At 59.7% G+C, this 19,018-nt stretch carries 20 protein-coding genes, 1 tRNA gene and 1 pseudogene; 13 read left to right on the top strand and 9 right to left on the bottom strand.

Annotated features, from left to right (window positions below; translation table 11 throughout):
- The first annotated feature begins 108 nt into the window (after positions 1–108).
- On the top strand, positions 109–1,023 hold the full coding sequence (locus BM136_RS02820; protein ID WP_092970090.1) for a cupin domain-containing protein: 915 nt from the start codon (positions 109–111) through the stop codon (positions 1,021–1,023).
- 13 nt (positions 1,024–1,036) lie between these two features.
- Here BM136_RS02820 and BM136_RS02815 read toward each other — a convergent pair whose 3' ends face one another.
- Together BM136_RS02815 and BM136_RS02810 are read right to left on the bottom strand one after the other, a co-directional pair.
- On the bottom strand, positions 1,037–1,492 hold the full coding sequence (locus tag BM136_RS02815) for a MerR family transcriptional regulator (RefSeq protein WP_092970088.1): 456 nt from the start codon (positions 1,490–1,492) through the stop codon (positions 1,037–1,039).
- Entirely contained in the window at positions 1,485–1,910 is a 426-nt protein-coding gene (locus BM136_RS02810; protein ID WP_092970086.1) for a nuclear transport factor 2 family protein, read from the bottom strand. The genes BM136_RS02815 and BM136_RS02810 overlap by 8 nt, the downstream gene beginning before the upstream one ends.
- A 164-nt stretch (positions 1,911–2,074) precedes the next feature.
- Between BM136_RS02810 and BM136_RS02805 the strand changes: the two genes are divergently transcribed.
- From BM136_RS02805 to BM136_RS02765, 8 genes are all read left to right on the top strand, one after another.
- Positions 2,075–2,151 (top strand) — tRNA-Pro (locus BM136_RS02805).
- Positions 2,152–2,614: 463 nt separating this feature from the next.
- Entirely contained in the window at positions 2,615–3,409 is a 795-nt protein-coding gene (locus BM136_RS02800) for a hypothetical protein (RefSeq protein ID WP_092970084.1), read from the top strand.
- A gap of 94 nt (positions 3,410–3,503) precedes the next feature.
- Positions 3,504–3,842 (top strand): hypothetical protein, encoded by a 339-nt coding sequence (locus BM136_RS02795; RefSeq protein ID WP_092970082.1) that lies wholly within the window; start codon positions 3,504–3,506, stop codon positions 3,840–3,842.
- 10 nt (positions 3,843–3,852) lie between these two features.
- A complete protein-coding gene (locus tag BM136_RS02790) occupies positions 3,853–4,146 on the top strand; it encodes a hypothetical protein (protein ID WP_092970080.1) in 294 nt (97 codons plus the stop codon).
- Positions 4,147–4,688: 542 nt separating this feature from the next.
- Entirely contained in the window at positions 4,689–5,624 is a 936-nt protein-coding gene (locus tag BM136_RS02780) for an SOS response-associated peptidase family protein (protein WP_092970076.1), read from the top strand.
- A gap of 238 nt (positions 5,625–5,862) precedes the next feature.
- Complete coding sequence (locus BM136_RS02775; RefSeq protein WP_175537065.1) at positions 5,863–8,376, top strand: RHS repeat domain-containing protein; 2,514 nt, start codon at positions 5,863–5,865, stop codon at positions 8,374–8,376.
- A 2-nt stretch (positions 8,377–8,378) separates the two neighbouring features.
- Positions 8,379–8,693 carry a hypothetical protein gene (locus BM136_RS02770; protein WP_092970072.1) on the top strand — a complete coding sequence of 105 codons (315 nt, stop codon included), beginning with the start codon at positions 8,379–8,381 and terminating at the stop codon, positions 8,691–8,693.
- A gap of 45 nt (positions 8,694–8,738) precedes the next feature.
- Positions 8,739–9,173, top strand: a complete 435-nt coding sequence (locus BM136_RS02765; RefSeq protein ID WP_092970070.1) for a hypothetical protein — start codon at positions 8,739–8,741, stop codon at positions 9,171–9,173.
- Positions 9,174–9,223: 50 nt separating this feature from the next.
- Here BM136_RS02765 and BM136_RS02760 read toward each other — a convergent pair.
- Positions 9,224–9,553 (bottom strand): annotated as a pseudogene (locus tag BM136_RS02760) (DNA adenine methylase); the annotation flags it as partial.
- Between the two features lie 260 nt (positions 9,554–9,813).
- Here BM136_RS02760 and BM136_RS02755 point away from each other — a divergent pair.
- The 3 genes from BM136_RS02755 to BM136_RS02745 all read left to right on the top strand — a co-directional run bounded on the left by BM136_RS02755 (position 9,814) and on the right by BM136_RS02745 (position 12,441).
- Positions 9,814–10,638, top strand: a complete 825-nt coding sequence (locus BM136_RS02755; RefSeq protein ID WP_092970068.1) for an OXA-1206 family carbapenem-hydrolyzing class D beta-lactamase — start codon at positions 9,814–9,816, stop codon at positions 10,636–10,638.
- A 77-nt stretch (positions 10,639–10,715) separates the two neighbouring features.
- Positions 10,716–11,099 carry a serine hydrolase family protein gene (locus tag BM136_RS02750; protein ID WP_302848160.1) on the top strand — a complete coding sequence of 128 codons (384 nt, stop codon included), beginning with the start codon at positions 10,716–10,718 and terminating at the stop codon, positions 11,097–11,099.
- 148 nt (positions 11,100–11,247) lie between these two features.
- Positions 11,248–12,441 carry an acyltransferase family protein gene (locus BM136_RS02745; protein ID WP_092970064.1) on the top strand — a complete coding sequence of 398 codons (1,194 nt, stop codon included), beginning with the start codon at positions 11,248–11,250 and terminating at the stop codon, positions 12,439–12,441.
- A 174-nt stretch (positions 12,442–12,615) separates the two neighbouring features.
- Here the strand turns inward: BM136_RS02745 and BM136_RS25735 are convergent, their stop codons facing one another.
- A complete protein-coding gene (locus BM136_RS25735; RefSeq protein WP_139219340.1) occupies positions 12,616–12,771 on the bottom strand; it encodes a DUF2199 domain-containing protein in 156 nt (51 codons plus the stop codon).
- A 785-nt stretch (positions 12,772–13,556) separates the two neighbouring features.
- Complete coding sequence (locus BM136_RS02735; protein WP_175537064.1) at positions 13,557–13,973, bottom strand: lysozyme inhibitor LprI family protein; 417 nt, start codon at positions 13,971–13,973, stop codon at positions 13,557–13,559.
- A 393-nt stretch (positions 13,974–14,366) separates the two neighbouring features.
- Here BM136_RS02735 and BM136_RS25555 point away from each other — a divergent pair, with 393 nt between their 5' ends.
- A complete protein-coding gene (locus tag BM136_RS25555) occupies positions 14,367–15,029 on the top strand; it encodes a BRO-N domain-containing protein (RefSeq protein ID WP_254775601.1) in 663 nt (220 codons plus the stop codon).
- A 98-nt stretch (positions 15,030–15,127) separates the two neighbouring features.
- Here the strand turns inward: BM136_RS25555 and BM136_RS02720 are convergent, their stop codons facing one another.
- The 4 genes from BM136_RS02720 to BM136_RS02705 all read right to left on the bottom strand — a co-directional run bounded on the left by BM136_RS02720 (position 15,128) and on the right by BM136_RS02705 (position 19,008).
- The gene (locus tag BM136_RS02720) at positions 15,128–17,068 is read right to left on the bottom strand and encodes an ATP-dependent nuclease (protein ID WP_139219339.1); all 1,941 of its coding nucleotides are present in this window, start codon (positions 17,066–17,068) and stop codon (positions 15,128–15,130) included.
- A 164-nt stretch (positions 17,069–17,232) separates the two neighbouring features.
- Complete coding sequence (locus BM136_RS02715) at positions 17,233–17,760, bottom strand: lysis system i-spanin subunit Rz (RefSeq protein WP_092970056.1); 528 nt, start codon at positions 17,758–17,760, stop codon at positions 17,233–17,235.
- Between the two features lie 264 nt (positions 17,761–18,024).
- Positions 18,025–18,369 carry a hypothetical protein gene (locus tag BM136_RS02710; RefSeq protein WP_092970054.1) on the bottom strand — a complete coding sequence of 115 codons (345 nt, stop codon included), beginning with the start codon at positions 18,367–18,369 and terminating at the stop codon, positions 18,025–18,027.
- A complete protein-coding gene (locus BM136_RS02705) occupies positions 18,370–19,008 on the bottom strand; it encodes a glycoside hydrolase family 19 protein (RefSeq protein ID WP_092970052.1) in 639 nt (212 codons plus the stop codon).
- Between the last annotated feature and the right edge of the window lie 10 nt (positions 19,009–19,018).

Below are 19,018 nucleotides of genomic sequence, written 5' to 3'. Positions count from 1 at the left end.
CTCCGGTGGTGTGGCGCTGGCCCGATGCCGCGCCGTTGGAAAGAGTATTGTCTTTATGTGCGATCCATTGAATACTTAATTCAGGCAATTTTTGTCGCAATCGTCTCAATGGACGCACTCAGCCAATTCATTCAACTCACCCGGCCGCAGGCGAGCCTCGATTTGCGGTGCCTGTTCCAAGGGCCCTTCTCGATCCCCCACGATCCGGAGCCAAATGGCCAAGTACTGTTCCATCTCGTGCTGTCGGGCAGTTGCGTGGTCGACACGGGTGGTCACACGCTTACGCTGCGGGAAGGCGATTTCGTCCTCTTCCCGCGCGGCGCGGCCCACACGATTCACAACACCGGCGCTGCGGATGCGCCCGCCCGCAAGCCTCGCACATCGCACGACGGTATGTTGCCGCTCCGCCAAACCGGCCGCGGTGCCGCCGAGGTCGACCTGCTCTGCGGCCGCTTCACTCACGAAGCGGGTTCGACCACGCTGCTGGTCCGTACGCTGCCCGATCCACTGCACGTGTCATTGATTGCTAGTGCGTCGTTTCCGGCGCTGCAAGCACTCATTGGACTGATGCGCGACGAAGCCGAAACACGCGCACCTGGCGCGCTGGCGATTGTCACCTCGCTCAGCCAAGCGTTGCTGACGATGGCACTGCGCGTGTACGGCCAGCGCGAAAACGCCAGCTCCGGCACGCTGACGCTGCTGTCGGACGCGCGCCTCGGCCCATCGATACAGGCGATGCTTAGCGCGCCGGAACGCGCATGGACCATCGACGCCCTCGCCGATCTGGCGGCCATGTCGCGCGCCACCTATGCGCGGCACTTCAAGGCGCGCGCCGACATGACGGTGTGGGACTTTCTCACGCGTGTCCGCATGACGCTGGCCTGCGACGCGTTGGTCCATACGCAGCTCAGTGCGGGCGAAATCGGCGCGCGCGTCGGTTATCAATCCGAAGCGGCGTTCGGCAAGGCGTTCAAGCAGCAACTGGGAGTGACGCCAGCGCGGTATCGGCGGGCGACGGGTTGATCGTCCGCCATCGCTAGCGCTCGGGCTTGCGGCGAGTGCGCGTGCTCGCGGTGCTTTGCGACACGTTGGGCTGGCGTGCCGGGCGCGTTCCCGTGGCCACCCATTCGCCGTAGAAATCGATCTTGCCGTCGATCAGCGCGAGCGAGCGCGTCCACTCTGCAATCGTCTGCGCGACCTGCGCGCGATGCGCAACCAGCAACGCATGCCGAGCTTTCAAGGTGCTTCGGCCCTCGCACACCAGCGCCGTGTATTCGCGCATCTGCGCGACCGACATCCCCGTGTTGCGCAGACGCTCCATCAACTCAAGCCAGTTGACGTGCTGCTCGGTATAAACACGTCGCCCCTTTGCATCGCGTGCAACACCAGGAATCAACCCCTGCGCCTCATACCAACGAATCGTATGAATGCTGCGGCCCGTGCGTTCAGCCAAGGCACCGATCAGCAAACGAGCCGGGTCGCGCTCAGCCATGGGACTCAGTGGAGACGTCCACCGGAGTACCAAGGGCTCGGTTGACGAGATCAGTGTCGAAGTATTCGATCAGTTCGTGCATCTTGCCCTCTTGCATGTGGATGACGAAACAGTACTGATTGTTATAGGCAACGCCATCGCGCGTCGTGTTGCGGCCTTGCGCTTCTACAACCACGGTATCGCCATCGGCTGTGAAGCGGTGGGCAACCGTCGTAATGCGACCAAGCTTCGCTCGCAGCGGAGCGAACAGCTCATCCAGCACCGTCTGCTTGCCTGCATAACGTCGCGACCACTGCGTCGTGCCAGTGCAAACCCAGCTGAAATCATCCGCCATGAGATCAACGAAGGGCTTGGCGTTGCTCACAGCCAGTTCGGCAAAAGCGGCTTGCAGGATCTGCTTGTTCTCGAGTGCGTTCATGGGAGTCTCCTAGTGTGAACGCTCTGATTACAGGTGCTAGAGCGCACTCTAGCGCAAGGACTTTCTTTGCCGCAGCCATGCGGAGCACCATCACACGGCGCCCGATCGAACTGCGAGCGAACTACTAGTCATGGGCGCTAGGCCTCTGTTATACTTTCAGGCTTCGGGGCGTAGCGCAGCCTGGTAGCGTACCTGCATGGGGTGCAGGTGGTCGGAGGTTCAAATCCTCTCGCCCCGACCAAACAAAAGCCAGTGTAATCAAGCGATTACACTGGCTTTTCTATTTCTCCGCGCAGCGCAGTTGGGGCCGAATATTTGACAGTGTCCAATATTCGAGTGCGCCGATCCGTCGCTCCGTGCCGCAAATCCTCCAGTCCGCGCCCGCCTCGCGCTCGTACGAGTCGCAGGTGTAGCTGCCGTTCCGCAGCCCAGGACCGCACCCACAGCACGGCGAAAACCACCTTCGAGGGATGCGCTGCACTCATTGATTCCTCGTCGCAGTGCCAAACGTCCGCGCCTCCAGCTTGGCGCCGACACACGTGTGCTGCAGATAGCAGACGCGCTCTGCCTCGTCCAGCTTGACGCGCTACACTCACCTGCGGCATAGCGGAGATCGGTTTGCCGGGTGGAAGTGGCTGGACATCATCGCGCCGGCGCCCAATTCCTCCAGCCCCGCGGAAAACGCCTAACAAGAAGACGCGAACATGCACATCACCAGCACCCGTAACGCCACCCTCATTGCTGCACTCGTGCTTTGCCTTGCCCAGCCAGTCAACGCTCAAACAGACAAGCCGTCGCCCTATGCCGAGGTTGGAATTCCCGCATCGTCGCGCATATGGTCGAGCGAAGACTACATTAAGACCGCACGTATTCTGGCGACCGGTGCAGTGCCTCTGCCGCGTTTCTCGACCAAGGATGGCGCAGACCTCCTCGCCAGGATGACCGCATTGGAGAACTTGGCGATCTTGCACAACCACAGCGTACCGATCGAGCCTCGTTTTGCGGACTACGACAAGTACTTGGCGGGCGGCAATGCGATTCGCAAGGTGTACACGGACGCAGCATTCAAGGCCAATCCGCCCAAAGATGAGCTTGCTGCGCTGATGGCATTTCTCCTTCACTTGGCGACCACAGGCTTTGAGTTGGCGAATGAATATCTCGCCACCGTGCCAAGAGATGATCAATACCCCAAGCGGCTGGAAGGTCTAGAAAGAATGAAGGTTTTGCTGACCTCGCTAGTCGCCAATGCGCAACGCATGTCAGAGAACGAGAAGGCCGTCGAACCACGAGGTCGATCGCTTTTGCTCAAAGCGTTGAGCGACACGCTTCCCATTACCAAAAGCGCCTTTTCTTCGGACTACAAGATAGAGCTCTTTCTAAACCTTCGGGCAGATCGTGACTTTTACGACGATCCGGGCGACAAGCAGCTATGCGCCGCGATGTTGGCGGAATTGGGCGAGTCAGTCCTCCTCCCGGAAACCGGAACAAATAGCAGGTAGCCCGCCCAGGTGCGCCCCGCTCCACGTCTGCATTGTCTACGTTGACGCGTAGCATCCGGCCTACGATACTGTATAAACATACAGTACTCGTACCATGCCCTACCCCCTCCGCATCGAATACCCCGCGCTCAGCACCGAGCAACTGAAGGCCATCGGCGACCGCTATGGTCACGACCCCGTCGTGCGGCGGCTGGTGATGGAAGTGCAGGCGCTGCGCAACCTCGTCTATCGCGTGCACCAGGTCGCCGAGGCCGCAGGCCCGGGCGGCCGGACAGACGGATTCGGCATTGCCGTGGCAGCGCTGCACAAGGAGCTCGCGGCGGAGACATGGTTTCACGAGCACGTTGCAGAGATAGAGGCACGACGCGCGTCCCGCCCGGCCGAGCCCTCTCCCCATGAGCGCCGGGCAATGCGCAACGCTCGCAAATGGTGACGGTGCGCCCATGTCGAAACCCATCCGCGAGCGCTTTCCCGCGCTCACCCTTGCCGAGCTCCACAAGCTGGCCGAAGAACACCGCGACAACGAAACCGTCATGCGGCTTCTCTGGGAGATCCGCGCGCTCCACAACGTCGGCTATCACGCTTGGCGCTTGGAAACCGAACAGTATTTCGTCTACCCGGACAATCCGCTCGGCGCCGCGCTTTTGGCCTTGCGGGCAGTGCTGCAACAAGAGAGCTGGCTGTCGGAGATGATCGTGAAAATCAGAGGCACGCGCGGTCCAGGCGACGGCTGGTGAGCCGCCATGCTGCCATGGCAAAATAGCTGCAGCGCAATTCAGTGCATCCTGAAAACGAGCCTCAATTCAACGCCTTGCGCGATGTACTGGCCGAATCGCTAGACATCTTGCTCAATCATTCATACCTTGATGCTGTTGGACGCGCCGCGCAGACGGCGCCCTCTTTCAGGAGAGGGGGGACACAATAATGGGGTCCCATGGAACTAGTCGTAAAAGCACAGAGAGGCCACGTCGAAATACGCACCCAGCGACGAAGCGACGGTAGATGGGCCAGTGAATTTCGCTACGTGCCCAATGGCGGAGCACCGCTGGAATGGAGGTCTGCTTGCTCCCCCGAAGGCTTCGTGACAGAAGGCATGGCACTGAGTGCTGCGATTCTGCTGGGCAAGCAAACCGCTGAAGAAATCAGTTCTGCCCTGCCCGCCGCTACATAGGCAACCGCCCGCTCGGGAAGCGGTTTGGCACAACAGCACACCGTCGCCGCTTCCCTACACGCTTCACGCAGAGCGGCAACAGCTGTTCCACCGCAAAGATGCGCACCCATGTGCTACTCCGCCCAAATCGAAGCCGACTATCGACGGTTCGTACACGAGTACGGCGCCATCATGTCGCTCGACGAATTCACGCGGATGGTGATGGAGTACTTCGCCAACCCGAAGATGCGCGTCCCCAAGGCGATGACCGTGCACTTCCTCGAATCGCCCGGGACAGAAGAAGAAAAGAAGATCGCCGAGGTCATCCGCGCGCGCATGGCCGCAGACGAAATCGCGCTGCTGCAGGAGCTGGCCAAGCAGACCGAACGGCTGGAGAAAGCCCAGCAGGCCCTCGCCGCCAAGGCCACCAAGAAGGCCGCTGAAGACGTCCGCATCGCCACCAACAAGATCGCGGCGGCCAAGGGCAAACTCGAAGAGCTCAAGAGCACCGAGCTCAAGCCGCGCGACTCGCGCATCTACCCCGGCTGGTACGCGCCCGTCATGGTGATGGAGAACGGCCGGCGCGTCGTCAAGCCGATGCGCTACCAGTGCCGCCCCGCCGGCAAACCGGCCTTCTACGACGAGCAGTACCCCGGCACCTACAACGCGCGCCGCGACAACCTGCGCGGCTTCTGGAAAGGCCAGTACGGCCACACGCACGGCCTTGTCTTGGTCGACGCCTTCTATGAGAACGTGAGCGGGCCAGACGGCAAAAACGTCGTGCTCGAATTCCGCCCCGACCCGCCGCAGACGCTGCTCGTCGCCTGCGTGTGGTCACACTGGCGCGCGACCAAGCCCGGCGAAAAGGATCTGCTGTCGTTCGCCATCATCACCGACGATCCGCCGCCGGAGATTGCAGAGGCCGGGCACGACCGCTGCCCGATTCCGATCAAGCCGGAGAACATTGATGCGTGGTTGAACCCCGAGCCGCGCAGCCTCGATGCGGTAGATGCGATTCTTGAGGACATGCTGCGGCCGTATTACGCACATCGCACAGCGACGTGACAAAGACGCGGCAAATCGGTTCGGTTTTCATTAGATCAGATAGTAATTAGTTGAAATCGATCTGCGAACGGTATGCCTTAAAGTCCCGACACCAAAATACCAATGCGAGCCAACAATGGTGGGGATTCACGGGCTGATCACGAACGTATTGCAGCGGACTTCCTCTGCAGTCCGACTGTCCATCGCTGTTGCGATAGCAGCGGCTTCACTGTCCGCACAAGCTGACAACGCGATTCCGATGTTCATCGGCGACGACGGCTATCTGTCCCAGACGGTGGAAGGCATCTGCGTTCCCGCGCACTCGCCGAAAACAATGTCGACCGGATGGGGCGAGTACGACGTTGTTGGCAGCAAGGTGTCCGGCCCGAACAGTTGCGAACTGAGCCTCGTTGTAAGGGTGCCCAGTGAGTGGAGTTCTCCACGCACTCTGACTCGAGGCTGGCCGGTGTATACCCAGCTTGCCTGCCCAGACGGCTCGCTCACCCCGGATAACGTTTGCACGCCTCGCCCACCTGTCCAGGCTTGCACCGTTGCGTATCCGGTTATCCCCGGTACAGGAACAAAAATCCTCGTCGAGAATGACAGTGCCAGCGCGGAGCTTCCTCTAACGCGGGCCTATCGCTCGTTCGTGACTTTTGGCATCAACGCCGGCACGGGCAAGTGGCTCTTCAACTGGCAACGCGCGCTTGATACCAACATCGCCCGATTCCAAACGCCCCAGGTTTCTGCGTGGCGCGATGACGGCTCGATTCTCTACTTCCAAAAGAACGGCGCTGTCTGGTCAACTGCCAGCAGCAGTGACACCCTACAGGCAGTCATTGATGGAAATGGGGCCACGACCGGATGGCTCTACAAGGTTGGCCAAACCGGCGTTGTAGAGACATACGATGCCGACGGTCGCTTGCAATCCGTACGGGAGCGTAACGGGCGTACCACTCAGCTGGCGTATGACGCGTCCAAGCGCCTGACGACGGTAACAGCTCCGAGTGGCCGTGCTTTGACATTCGCATACGACGCCAGCGGCCGCGTCGCAACTGTCACCGCTCCAGATGGCGCTGTCACAAAGTACGCCTACAACGCCTCCGGCATGCTGACGACCGTCACATGGCCGGACAACAACATCCGCCAGTACGTTTACGAAAACACGCGCTTCCCGACTGCCTTGACCGGCGTGATAGACGAAGCTGGTGTTCGCTATACAACGTATGCCTACGATGACCGAGGGCGAGCCATCAGCAGCGAGGTAACGCCCGCCTCCGATCGCTACCAGTTCCAGTATCCATCGAACGGACAGACGATCGTCACGCTTCCATCGGGCACAACCAGCACATACACCTTCCTGCAACAAAACGGTGTCCTATTGCCAACGGGAGTCTCCGCACCCTGCCCGACTTGCGGCAGCACAGCGCAGAGCACCAGCTACGACTCCAACAACAACCCGACGAGCAAGATAGGCTACGACGGTTCTGCAACGTCATACAGCTACGACTCGCTTGGACGAGAGACACTGCGCGTCGAGGGCGCCGGAACAGCGAATGCGAAAACCACCACTACAGAGTGGGACCCTCAGCAATGGCTTGTGACTCGAGTTGCCGCGCCAAACAAGATTGAGGTGTTTTCTTACGATGCAAACGGGAATCTCCTTTCCTACACCCTCACACCAACCAATGATGCCAATGGTGAGCAGGGATTCAGCGCCCCTGCATCGGGCGCCATTAAGCGCACAGACTGGACTTACGACAATGGCGGCCTTGCCTTAACGGCAACCGAACGCACGGACGGAGTTGCGACCGGCACATGGACGTTCACCTATGACGGCAATGGCAATCTCCAAACACTCACAAATCCCGACGGAAAAACCGGCCGCATTACGCTCTATGACGCAGCTGGCCGCGTACTTGAAGCGACGGATGTAAATGGCATCGCCATCAAGCTGAGCTACAACTCTCGCGGGTGGGTGACTGCCTACGATTATGGTGAGCAGCACATTCGATACGAGTACGACGCCATCGGCCAGCGGACTGCCATGGTTGGCCCGCAAAACTTGGTTATGCGCTACGTCTACGACGCGGCGCACCGCCTGACGCAGATTCTGGACAACATTCCGACGGCCCAAAGCGACACGCACACTCAAACCGCAAGCCCATTTGCTACGTCTGCTACCCAGCGCTCTAGAACACAGTCCATTGGTGACATGGTCAGACATGGCTGGAACGCAATGCTCGCTTGGATGAAAAAGCAACTCGCTGGACTGATCGCCTCCGCGCATGCGCAAGTGATACCGGCACCCGGCGCTGGCGGCCTAGTATTGCCACCCATTCCAAACGTATCGCTTCCGATCAAAGGGCCGCAGTACCCCGAAGACAACCTCGATCCAAATGCTGGCGCGGTGATGTCGAAGACCCGCCCGCCAGGCATGAGCTCGCTTGAGGAACGACACTACGATAGGACGTGCGCAAACAGCCAAGATCCATGCGTTGCCCTGAAAGCGTCGGCTCAGAAGGCTATCGCCCAGGCTAAAGTGAAAATGAACAACATGCTGTACGACACCATGCTGTACAAGTATGCCTACGACACCCCAAATCCAGCCGTGACAGGAACCAATACGACCTGGAAGGGCCATGCCGACGATCTGGACGGCCGAATTTCGAACATATGGGCCATGATCTCCTTGGGGAGAAAAATGGGTTGTGATATGTCGGCAGAGACGGCCGCGGCTATGACTTTGTTGACTCCTGGAGCTCCTCTCTAACCATGCAGATTGATATCGACTTCAGCATTTTCGACTCCCCGACCACCGCGTACGGCAACGTGACCGGGACCGTTGACGTCCCCTCGCCGCCCAGCGTCGGAGACGTCGTCGACCTGCGTGCTAATGGCAAGCATGTGGAGCCCCTGGGTGACTTCACCGGAAAACTGAAGGTCATCTCCGTGGTTCCGGTGGACGATTCCGGGGCTCTGCTCTACGGCCTAGAAGACGTTGTAGTTGCATCGCGCGGAGAGGCGAAAGAGTTGGCAAATCGGCTGGAGACTGAGCTCGGCTTGTTCTGCGTAGATTACGATCGGTAGCGAACCGCTGCTTCACAGACGCCTCCCCTTCCGACGGACGCCTTCATGAACCTATACCTGTTCGCTGCGTTCGCCGTTGCACTTGGCGGCGGAGCAGTGTTGCTCCGTCGGAAGCGAAGCAACGCCGGCCTGCACGCTTTGTCGCAGCGGATCTCGCTCACCGATGCGGAGATCTACAGCCAGTTCTACGCTGGGCGCAATCTCGACGAGTCCGCAGTTCGTTCCGCCTGGAACGAAATTGCAGAGACGCTGCGGGTTCCCGCTGACAAGTTGCGTCCGACTGACAAGTTCGGAACCGACATCGGTGTTTGGTCGATAACGAGCGAAGAATTGGACACGCTGGGCGACTTGGCAGCGCAACGAGCAGCACGTCAGGGAAAGGAAGTCGACTTCGCCGCCCTGACCACCGTCGATGATTATGTAAGTGCATTCGCGACGAGCGCCGGGCTCGGTCAATTGGCCCCCACGCTGAGCGGCTGAGCGGCGCGCGGCCGGCAAACGAACAGCCCAAGGCCGTTCGCATGCTCGCGCTAGAACAACCCCACCGGCTCCGCCGCCCGATCCCAGCTGTAAATAATCACCTCCCGCCGCGCCACCCCCTGCCCTCCACCCACGGTGTAATTGATATCCACCGCCTCCATCTCGAACCCCGCAAAACACCTGCGGATATCCGGATGGTCATTCAGGCTCACGATGGCTTTGCCCTTCAAGCCGCGCATGAGCGCTGCCATGCGCTCGTACTCGCTGAACGGAAAATCGACGCCATAACCCTCCGTCTCCCAATACGGCGGGTCGAGGTAGAACAGCGTATGCGGCCGGTCGTAGCGCTCGATGCAGTCGGCCCAGCTCAGGTTCTCGATTCCCTTGCTTGTTCACTGATTTGCTAGAGCAGGCTAAAGCACTACATGAATTAATTTCGAAACAGCTTCTAAGCTTTTTTTCTTGTCCGCGCCTCAACGGGGTCTGCCTGCGCACGGCGGCCACGGCCGCACCGTTACGCGTGTTACGGCAGGCGCAGTTGGGGTCCGCAGTGCTGAGGCCTATGCTCCGCCAACCGATCCGGGCCCGGATTGGCAACCGTCAGCATGACGAAGTCCAACCTCCAATTGAATGCTTAGATATGCGACACAAACTTGCGTGCCTGATCGCGGCGCTCTGCCTGCTGCTTCCCCTAGCTGCCCATGCCCTCACTGAATCGACGATCGACGCCAAAGCATTGTTCGATGCCGCCGGCGTCGATGGCACGATGGTCATCTACGACGTGCGGCAGCAGCGCACGCTGACCTACAACCCTAAACGGGCGGCAACCGACTATTCGCCCGCCTCGACGTTCAAGATATTCAACTCGCTGATTGCGCTGGAAACCGGCGCTGTGGCCGACGTGGACCATGACATGCTGCCTTGGGACGGCAAGGTCATCATGCACAACGGTAAGCCGTTCCTGCCACCGGTGTGCGACGGCGACATGTCAATGCGTATGGCGCTGAAGAACTCGTGCATACCCGCCTATCAGGCGCTCGCGCGGCATATCGGCTCGGCCCAGTATCGCAAGTACCTTGAAGCGGCGCACTTCGGCAATGCGGACGTCGAAGGTCCGGTGGACTGGTTCTGGCTGAACAACCATCTCAAGATCACCGCGTATCAACAAGTCGAGTTTCTGCGCGAAGTGGCGGCACGCAGGGTACCGATGATCTCCGCACGCAGCTACGACCTGCTCGATGACATCCTGACTGTCGAGAAGACGCCAGAATATACGTTGCGAGCCAAGACCGGATGGGTAACGGTGCCGGGCCAGGTCGAAGTCGGGTGGTGGGTGGGCTGGGTGACGCGCGGCGACGACACCTACGTGTTCGCGATCAACCTTGATCTGCCGACGCCCGAGGTTTTACCAAAGCGTCAGGAAATTGCGCGCGCCGTGCTGAAGCAGGTGGGCGCGTTGCCGTGAGCCGCTTGATGGGCGATCGAGATGGTATGGGTAATTTCGCAACAGCTTCTAAAGGTTGATGATGTAGCCCCGCATAGATTCAAGCCAATGAAGGCAGTAAAAGTCGCCGCAACGACTCGCCGCTCAACACGTCGACGGCAAGCGACGTCTCGGTCATGGTGAACACGGCGGCCCGCTATCCGGCCATCGTGCGTGCCACGACTGACCCCCGCAGCGTCGTCCCGATCGACGGCAAGCTCGTCGAGTACCAGAACACGAATCCACTCGTTGGGCAAAAATGCTGGGACATCGCGTTATCGAAGACCGGCTATACCGACGCGGCCGGACGTTGCCTGATCATGCGGCTTCGCTCGGTTCGGGACAGCGTCACGATGGTGTTTCTGGACGCCGGGCCGGCTGCGTTCCCTGCGCGCGACGCGATCAACATCCGTCGCCTCCTGCTCGCCCACAAGCTGGCTTGACGTTCGTCGCGCTAACCGCGTTTCCTCACTCTGACTAACTGGACCTAACCTTGACTCACTCGATCACGCGTCGAAAGCTGTTGATTGGATTGCCGCTGCTTTTGCGCGAAGCGGGCACGGTGTTCGTGCAGTGGGCCACGAGCGCGGCATGACCGACGTCTCCACGCGAAACCGGAAGATCGATTTCCTCCGTGGCATCTCGATCCTGCTCGTGCTGTTTCACCACTTCAATATCGCCTATCGGCTGGACGACACTTTTCTGTCGCGCGTATTCGGCTGGGAGGCGGTTCGGGCCGTTGTGAGAAACGGCAACTACGGGGTCACGATGTTTTTCGTGATTTCGGGCTATCTGATCACGAGCAACGCAATTCGTCGCTGGTCCGAACTCGGCCAGGTCGATGTCCGGGCGTTTTACGGCTTACGCATTGCGCGCATCGTTCCGTGCCTGTTGCTGCTATTGGTTGTCGTCAATGCGCTAGCGCTAGCCGGCATCGCCGTCTTCCGGAACCACTTGCCGGCCGGGACACCAGTTTCGTTTTGGCTAGTAAATCTGGCTTCGTTGACGTTCTGGATGAACATGTTGATCAGCACGCACGGTTGGACCAACTATGCGCTCGGCGTGTTGTGGTCGCTTTCCATCGAGGAGGTGTTTTACCTCTCGTTTCCTCTGCTTTGTCTCGCGTTTCGCAGGGAGGCGCAGCTCGTTGCTTTCTGGCTCGCGTGCATCGTCGTCGGTCCGGCTTACCGTTTCCTGCATCAAGGTGACGAGGGTGGTTATCTCTACGCGTATTTCGCCTGCTTCGACGCAATCGCCACCGGCTGTTGCGCGGCGCTGCTCGCGAGGCGCGCCGTGTGGTGTGGCCGCGCGTGGAGCGTGTTGGCGTGGCCGACGGCGGTGGCCATGACGTTCGTTTATCTGGCCTGGCCGATCCACGAAAGCAACGTGTTCGGTGTCACGGCAATGGCCTTCGGCACTGCGGTTTTGCTGCTGGCCGCAAATGATCGCCCGGACGGATCAATGGTACGAAGCACGCGTGCGTCCACTGTGCTAGCAGGGTTCGGAAGGCTTAGCTATGAACTCTATCTGTTTCACCTTATCGTGCTGGGCCTGTTGCGGACGATTTTCCCGCCTTCCGGCGTGACGGGCGACGAGAAACTGGCGGTTCTGGTCGGTTATCTGTTGCTTTCTGCCTGCCTGAGCGTATCCATCGCGCGAATGTACGCTGAGCCGTCGAGTCGCATTGTGCGCCAGTGGCTGATTCCGAGAAGATCTCGACCTAATAGCGAGTACAACGAGCGGAATCAACCTGACGTCGAACAGCCTCAATCTCGAATCGAGTGAACAGGTTGAGCGACCGGTTCTGATCGGCGGGCGGCCGGTCCCGTGACCACCACCAATGTCCGAGTTTGGCCGGGAGCGGTCGCAAAAGGCTGGCTAACGTGAACATCGTAACCGGCCCAGGCGAGGCTGCTGGCTAGGAAAGCAATCAACGCAACAATGGCGCGCATTTCTCTACTACCTATCGATCCCGAGAATGTCGGCATTGTTGTCGCAACGCGCTTCCCTCTCAGTTGCTGGTATTTCGTAGTAGCTCACCGGAGCAGCAGCGACAAAGCTGGGCATGCCTTCGTGAGTTTCTCCACACGTGGCGCATTGAAAGGCGAAAGTCATAACAGCTAGTCCCGTTTCTTATCCAAGTGTTGCCGGTAAAGCAACCGAATCGCGAGGACCATTTCCAGCGATAGCCACAGCGCTCCAAACCACCTGAAGACAACGATGTTGGCGTGATGCCTCGCGGCACTCGGAACGACGCTGTCGCTATGGAGCACGTTGGCGTTCAGCCACAGGATTCCATCGCGCAGCCAATAGACGGTCGCCACCATCGCCAAGCACAGCGGCACGCGACAAGCAATGCCTTTCCAGCCAGGATGGTTTACAGCATGGTCAATCCACCTAAACGGATTCACTTACACACCTTCTCGAATGGCTACATCTGACCGTCAGCGGACGGACGCGGTGCCTATGTATGTTGCTCAGGTCTCACCACCATACGGTGACGAGACCCAAATGCTCAAACTATCGTTAGCGGCGGCGGGCCTTACGCATCGTCCTTGTATGTCTTCTTCGCTTTTCGCCAAGAGGACTCTCCAAATGGTTGCACCCCAAGCACATGTGCCCAAGAGCTGTATCCACCTAAGGCGCACAGAACTACAGCACTCATGAAAACGATGATTCGGAGGGCACTTGGTGCGACGTCGCAAGCAAGCGCCACATAGCCGATGCCGACACCGAAGAGAAACAACAGAACCCTAACGGCTCCAGAAAAATTCCCGTCGCGAAGTAGCTTCATTGCCTTGCTCTCTTCCTACAGTAGCCACTTCTGGCCGGATGCGGTCGATGCGTCGGTAACCGGCGGCCCTCGCCGCCCCGAACAGGTCACTGTCCTGATTGCCGCGTCACGGGGTCAACCGGTCAGCTCGCTCCTTTGTAAGTTGTTCTTTGCACGAGAGAATGTATAGCCCCTCATATGCACCACCCCCAGCTCCCATCTGCCCTTCATATGTACATGCTGCATCGCGATACGCCTGCCACGCGTGCTGCGCGCGAATAAGCGAGGCTTCGAAACCCTCCTCTTTTGCTTTCACTATCGCTTGCTCGTAGGCGGTATTGAGGCGAATGTCCTCTCTCGTCCACCGATAGCTTGCACAGACCTTCATCGATTGCGTCTCGCCACTACTACAGGCGTCGTAGTTTCTCCGAATGTCCGACGGGCTAAGACCGGTGCGTTTCGCCATTTCCTGGACCACCGCTTCGTCCGGTGCGGCAATGGCCAACGTCGAGACCAGCAAGGGGAGGATTAGGATGACTTTCATCGGTAATAGCGTGTTTGTGTTACGCAGCATATGGGAACGGCAGCTCCTGGCCGAAAGCAGACGGCGCTTACCCGCTCACAGCCGCCAAGGCTGCCTGATCCGTTACACCCGAACATTGCACCGTCTCCCCACCCGCCGTATACTCGGCCAGTCGCCGGAAACACCGGCACACGGGCTTGGCCGCCCGGTTTTCCACAGGCGCAATCAAGCCGCGCCTAAGTATTTGCGCGGCTTCTTTGTTTGCGCACGCTTGGCATCTCCTATGGTGGGCCGGGTGGGGACTCCTTCGGGGGTGCCGGAGCCTGTGGTCCGGTCGGCCAACCCCGCTTCGGTCCACCCCCCACGCTTGGCCGCGTGGTGGGCGGTACAAAAACCGCACCACAGGAGTCTGCTATGACTGAAAATCTCAGCAGCGCGTCCGCGCTCGCCTCTACTCAGAACACGTTCAATTTCGAATCCCACTCGGTACGCGTTGTCATGCGCGACGGAGAGCCATGGTTCGTTGCCGCAGACGTCTGTCTTGCCTTGGGATTGTCGAATCCGAGCGAAGCCTTGCGGTCGCTCGATAGTGACGAACGAATGACCCTCAGCTTAACTGAGGGCTTAACTGGCCGGCGCGGCGGCGCCCGTTTGCAGGCGATCGTCAGTGAATCGGGCATGTACACCCTCGTCCTGCGATGCCGAGACGCAGTGAAGCCCGGTACCGTGCCATACCGCTTCCGCAAGTGGGTCACGTCCATCGTCCTGCCGGCCATCCGCAAGACCGGCCAGTTCACGGCGCAACCGCGCATCGACGCCGCGCCCCGCGCAGCCCTCACACCGGAAGAGCTCGCCAGCCTCTACCCCGCCGACGTCGAGCGTGCGCTGCAACTGCTCAACAAACACATCTACCAGGCAGACCGCTACACCGGCATGCTCATCGTCTTGCAGCACGACGACGCCAAAGAACCCGTCGTGATCTCCGCCGGCAGCTATCGGCACAAGCGCGCCCGCGCGCTGACTGACTTCGCGCGCGCGTCGGTGCAGATTTCGGATTTGATTGAGGCGGGGGTGTAGGGGGTGGGATGGGCTCGCATCGTTGGCCAACCTGCGAGCCCCCTTGTTTTGCGTGCCACACCCATGGTGCGACACGCACAACACGATTGGAAGGCGCCTTAGCTGATCGGCGGAAGGAGTTGGTCTACACGTTGACTGAGGTTCTCTTCTCGCGTTACCACTGCAGGGAAAGTGCGACGCAGGAAAAGCGATGACCTCATATCAACATTGATTGCCATCTTCCCATTGGGAAGATCATCTACCATGGCAAATTTGAACAACGCTGCTGCCTGTGGACTTGCAGCTTTCACGATGGCCTCTAAATCTCCGTCTGCAGTCGTCGCCTGCGCCATTTGAAAAAGAAGTGCCAAGGCACTGGCCAAGTGCGAGCGCAAGAAGAGATTTTCGTCAAACCGGGAGTCTGGGGCGACGTGAAGGATGGCCCTGACGACATCGGCGTAGCGTTCAGATATCTGGGATTCACTCAAATCCGCAAACCCGAGTGTCTCGTTGACCGCGGCCTCTGGCTTGCCGGAGCCAGACAGGAATCCTGTGGCAAAGTAGTAGTCTTCAATCGTTCCTCTGCGCAACACAAAGCATCCGGCCGCCTCTAGCACCTCTAGAAAGCTGTCGAGCATCCTCCTCGCTCTCGCAATTTCAGTTCCGCAAGAAAGCTTCTCAAGCTGCTCAATCGGTGTAGTCAATAGCGAAACGTACGCGGCCCGTGTAGTCGCTTTATCGGTCGGCTTACCGTCCTCCAAATCGGACAGATACCGATGCGTCGCCGACAAATCAGCAAGTACGTTTCCGTGATCACGGATGACCTGTCCCACCACCGACTTCACCTTAGCTGCCATTGCAGCAAAGCCGTCATGCGCGCGGTCAATAGCTAGCTCGTTTGCTGTTTTGCTTACTTGGAAAGAATTGATTAACGAAGCATCGTCCGCAAGCGCATCTAGGTCTGCCAGCACCGCAACGCGCTTCCCGATGAGCCGAAACAGTTGCAGCGTTTCAGAAAATTCCCCTTTCCCTATGACTGGCAGAACACTCACACCATTGCCGGCCAATGAGCATTTCAGTGATTGCTCTAGCGCGTTCACTATGATTTCATCGCTCGGCCCCTCAACAAGCAGCACGGTCTCAGAGAAAAATGCACTCTTGTGCGTTTCCGCAATCCGACTGACGAAGGCTGCCAGCTTCCGCCGCTGCAGAATGGAATCTGTGGGAGATAGTTGGACAGGGGCGCTGACTCGGTTAGTGAAGAATACGAGGCCAGGTAAATCTGCGACCGTTCGCAACTTCAGCATGCTCGGGGAATGCGTAGAGATGACGACTATCTTTTTAGACGAATCGCTAAGAGGGTCCCCCGCAACGTTGTTAATCTCACCAAGAAGAAACGCTTGCAATTGGGGATGAAGGGAAATTTCCGGCTCATCTATGAGAAGCGCGGCAACATTGTCATCGTAAAGCGCAGTCAGAATCCCGATGAGATGAAGTACACCGCTTGCCTCTGTGTTGGTGAAGAATCTTCCCTCTTTGGAAGAGAAGCCTACCTGTAAGCCCGTCTGGGTCCATTCAAGCGTCAAATTGCGCTTAAAAAGTTTGTGCAATCGCGCCTCGACTTTGATACGCAAGTCAGGGCGGTCGTGCAGAGCCAGCACATCACCAACAATTGATTCGAACCCCCAGCGCTGTTGAGTTTGAGATATATGGCCTACTGCGGCCGCGTCGCTCGGAATATATGTCGCAGTGAGCGCAGACCGGAAACCTTCCAGGGGCGCCACGCGACCCGCTGCCAGAAAGCGGACTTGCCCACCAACACCCCTCTGCGGCAACAAGTTAGCGAGCGACGCCTTTAGCCCGCGCATTACTTGGGTTTTGCCCGTTCCGTTTGGACCAAGAAGCGTGGTAACGGGGGTATGAATGCTGAGAGAGACCCCGGCCTCCGAGGTTCCGGGCCGCGCAGGCAAATGCATCTGAAGCGGAAACAATCCAGCCGTGATTTCCTTCTGCGGTAACTCTTGTTCGCCTTCTACGGGCACTCCAAGCTCTGACGTCATCAAGCCCCCCAAGTTCTGTCATTAATGAGAGCCAGTGTACTAGACGCACCTTTCGTTAGTGACCTCAGGGACCGTACTATTGGAACGAGCCACTACAGTGGACAAAAGGCGGTGCGGTTAATCCACGTATCGACGGACCGCTCGCTCCGAAGCCCACTACGTTGTTAAAGCTGGATACAAACATTAGCCCCCCGCACCGCCCGCTCCCTCCCCTGCAAATACCTCAGTTTCTCGGCATCCCGCTCCGCCCCGGCGAAGAGATCGACAAGATCCGCCGCATCCTCTCCAGATAGCTCACATCGGCCGGCGGCTCCATCGCCCAGGCCGGCGCCGGGCTGATCTTCACTTGCGCCGGCACCGGTGTCGGCGTCGGGCTGGCAACGGGCGCGCACTGACATCCGTACAGTGCCAACAGCAAGAGCGTGCTGCAGGCGCGTGTTTTCAGCGGTGGCACGTTGCATCTCCGAGAAATGGGTACGGTCGAGCGCGTCGAGCTGGTCGGTAAGCTGCCGGTGTTTGTCGATGGCAGCCTGCAGCGCCGTCACGACGGTATCGACGGCGGCCTGGCGCTCGATGGCGTGGTCGCGTTGCAGTTGCGCGATGGTCTTGTCGTACCGGTTTGCCTGCCAGCCCCACGCGGCTGCTGCAGCTACCGCCGCCACTGCCACCAGGCGGATCGTTGCGAAGTTCATTGGCTTTGCCTTGTCGGATGATGTGAGTGACCCACAGCCCCGCCACCGCCAGCGCGCAATGCAGTTGCACGGTGGCGATGTCGTGATTGGCGCCCAGCGCAGTGGAGGCGCTGCCGAGCGCGCACAGGGCGACTGCACACAGCAGCAGCGCGCCGCGCAGCCCATGCGGAATGGCCTGCGTGAGTGCAGACCAGGCCGCCCCCGCGCAGATGCCCACGAGCGCCACGATGTCGATGGCGGTGAGCACGTCGTGTTGGCTGAGCGTCATTCTTTGCGGCCTCCTGTCCAGCGTTGGGCTGCCTGCTGCAGCCAGTCGTGCACCAGGCGCCGCAGCGCCGGAAGCTCGCCGTATGCGTAGCCGACGATGGTCAGCCCGAACACGCCGGCGATGAACTTGATGGCGTCAGACTCAAGCCCCGCTGGCACGTGCCACAAAGCAATGACGCCGTTGCCCAGGTAATGCGCGCAGGCAATGCCCAGCAGCAGCGCTGCCACGCGCTGCACCGGCGTGCCCGGTATGAAGCGCAACGACACCAGCGCGCCGGCCGCGCTGGGCAGAATCGTGTCCACCACGCGCAGTAGCGCGCCCCAACCTGTTTGCTCTGCCATTCATGCTCCCAATGCTTGTTTGGCGACCGCCCAGCGCGCGCGGCGCGGCTCTGCGCCCTCCATGGCGGGGCCGTTGATGCGGCGCGTGATCTCGTCAAACTTGCCGGCGTCGGCCAGCTTGCCCAGCCCGAAGGCCCACCAGTACCAGCCGGCGGAGAGCGCGGCGTATTCATCGCGCTCCAGCAGCTCGGGGTGCGTAACGAGATCCAGATCGAGCGCGTGGCCGCACTCGCGGTAGTTGGCCAGGAAGGTGATTTGCTTGAGGCCGCGGCCCCGGTAGCGCCAGCCGTCGCCGCTGGCGGCGTCACCATTGCCGTAGCGGTTGGCGTAGGCGATGTTGGCGATGCGCATCTGCCGCTCGAGCGACACGGCACGCTCGCCGGGCTTGCGGCCGAGCGTGACGGCCAAGGCGGGCGTGACGCGCGAGAACATGGCCGGAAGCGCGGCCACGGCGTAGTTGAACGATTCCGTTACGCGGGTGAAGCCGCCGGACTCATGCCCGATCTGCGCGATAAACGCTGCCTGCTGTGCGGGCGTGGAGATGCCGAAGCGCTTGCACGTGGCCTCGATGTGCGGCCACCAGCGATCGGCAAGCGCGGGCGGCAAGGCTGCAGCCTTGCTGAAGGTGTGTTTGTTCATGGCTTGGAAA

This window comes from Ralstonia sp. NFACC01, assembly GCF_900115545.1.
Classification (GTDB): Bacteria; Pseudomonadota; Gammaproteobacteria; order Burkholderiales; family Burkholderiaceae; genus Ralstonia; species Ralstonia mojiangensis.
Note: the sequence above shows the minus strand (reverse complement) of the source record. Positions and strands in the feature narration are given on the sequence as shown.

Coding starts and splice junctions, on each gene's coding strand:
- BM136_RS02820 (WP_092970090.1), top strand. CDS start 109: ATGGACGCACTCAGCCAATTCATTCAACTCACCCGGCCGCAGGCGAGC.
- BM136_RS02815 (WP_092970088.1), bottom strand. CDS start 1,492: ATGGCTGAGCGCGACCCGGCTCGTTTGCTGATCGGTGCCTTGGCTGAA.
- BM136_RS02810 (WP_092970086.1), bottom strand. CDS start 1,910: ATGAACGCACTCGAGAACAAGCAGATCCTGCAAGCCGCTTTTGCCGAA.
- BM136_RS02800 (WP_092970084.1), top strand. CDS start 2,615: ATGCACATCACCAGCACCCGTAACGCCACCCTCATTGCTGCACTCGTG.
- BM136_RS02795 (WP_092970082.1), top strand. CDS start 3,504: ATGCCCTACCCCCTCCGCATCGAATACCCCGCGCTCAGCACCGAGCAA.
- BM136_RS02790 (WP_092970080.1), top strand. CDS start 3,853: ATGTCGAAACCCATCCGCGAGCGCTTTCCCGCGCTCACCCTTGCCGAG.
- BM136_RS02780 (WP_092970076.1), top strand. CDS start 4,689: ATGTGCTACTCCGCCCAAATCGAAGCCGACTATCGACGGTTCGTACAC.
- BM136_RS02775 (WP_175537065.1), top strand. CDS start 5,863: ATGTTCATCGGCGACGACGGCTATCTGTCCCAGACGGTGGAAGGCATC.
- BM136_RS02770 (WP_092970072.1), top strand. CDS start 8,379: ATGCAGATTGATATCGACTTCAGCATTTTCGACTCCCCGACCACCGCG.
- BM136_RS02765 (WP_092970070.1), top strand. CDS start 8,739: ATGAACCTATACCTGTTCGCTGCGTTCGCCGTTGCACTTGGCGGCGGA.
- BM136_RS02755 (WP_092970068.1), top strand. CDS start 9,814: ATGCGACACAAACTTGCGTGCCTGATCGCGGCGCTCTGCCTGCTGCTT.
- BM136_RS02745 (WP_092970064.1), top strand. CDS start 11,248: ATGACCGACGTCTCCACGCGAAACCGGAAGATCGATTTCCTCCGTGGC.
- BM136_RS25735 (WP_139219340.1), bottom strand. CDS start 12,771: ATGACTTTCGCCTTTCAATGCGCCACGTGTGGAGAAACTCACGAAGGC.
- BM136_RS02735 (WP_175537064.1), bottom strand. CDS start 13,973: ATGAAAGTCATCCTAATCCTCCCCTTGCTGGTCTCGACGTTGGCCATT.
- BM136_RS25555 (WP_254775601.1), top strand. CDS start 14,367: ATGACTGAAAATCTCAGCAGCGCGTCCGCGCTCGCCTCTACTCAGAAC.
- BM136_RS02720 (WP_139219339.1), bottom strand. CDS start 17,068: ATGACGTCAGAGCTTGGAGTGCCCGTAGAAGGCGAACAAGAGTTACCG.
- BM136_RS02715 (WP_092970056.1), bottom strand. CDS start 17,760: ATGAACTTCGCAACGATCCGCCTGGTGGCAGTGGCGGCGGTAGCTGCA.
- BM136_RS02710 (WP_092970054.1), bottom strand. CDS start 18,369: ATGGCAGAGCAAACAGGTTGGGGCGCGCTACTGCGCGTGGTGGACACG.
- BM136_RS02705 (WP_092970052.1), bottom strand. CDS start 19,008: ATGAACAAACACACCTTCAGCAAGGCTGCAGCCTTGCCGCCCGCGCTT.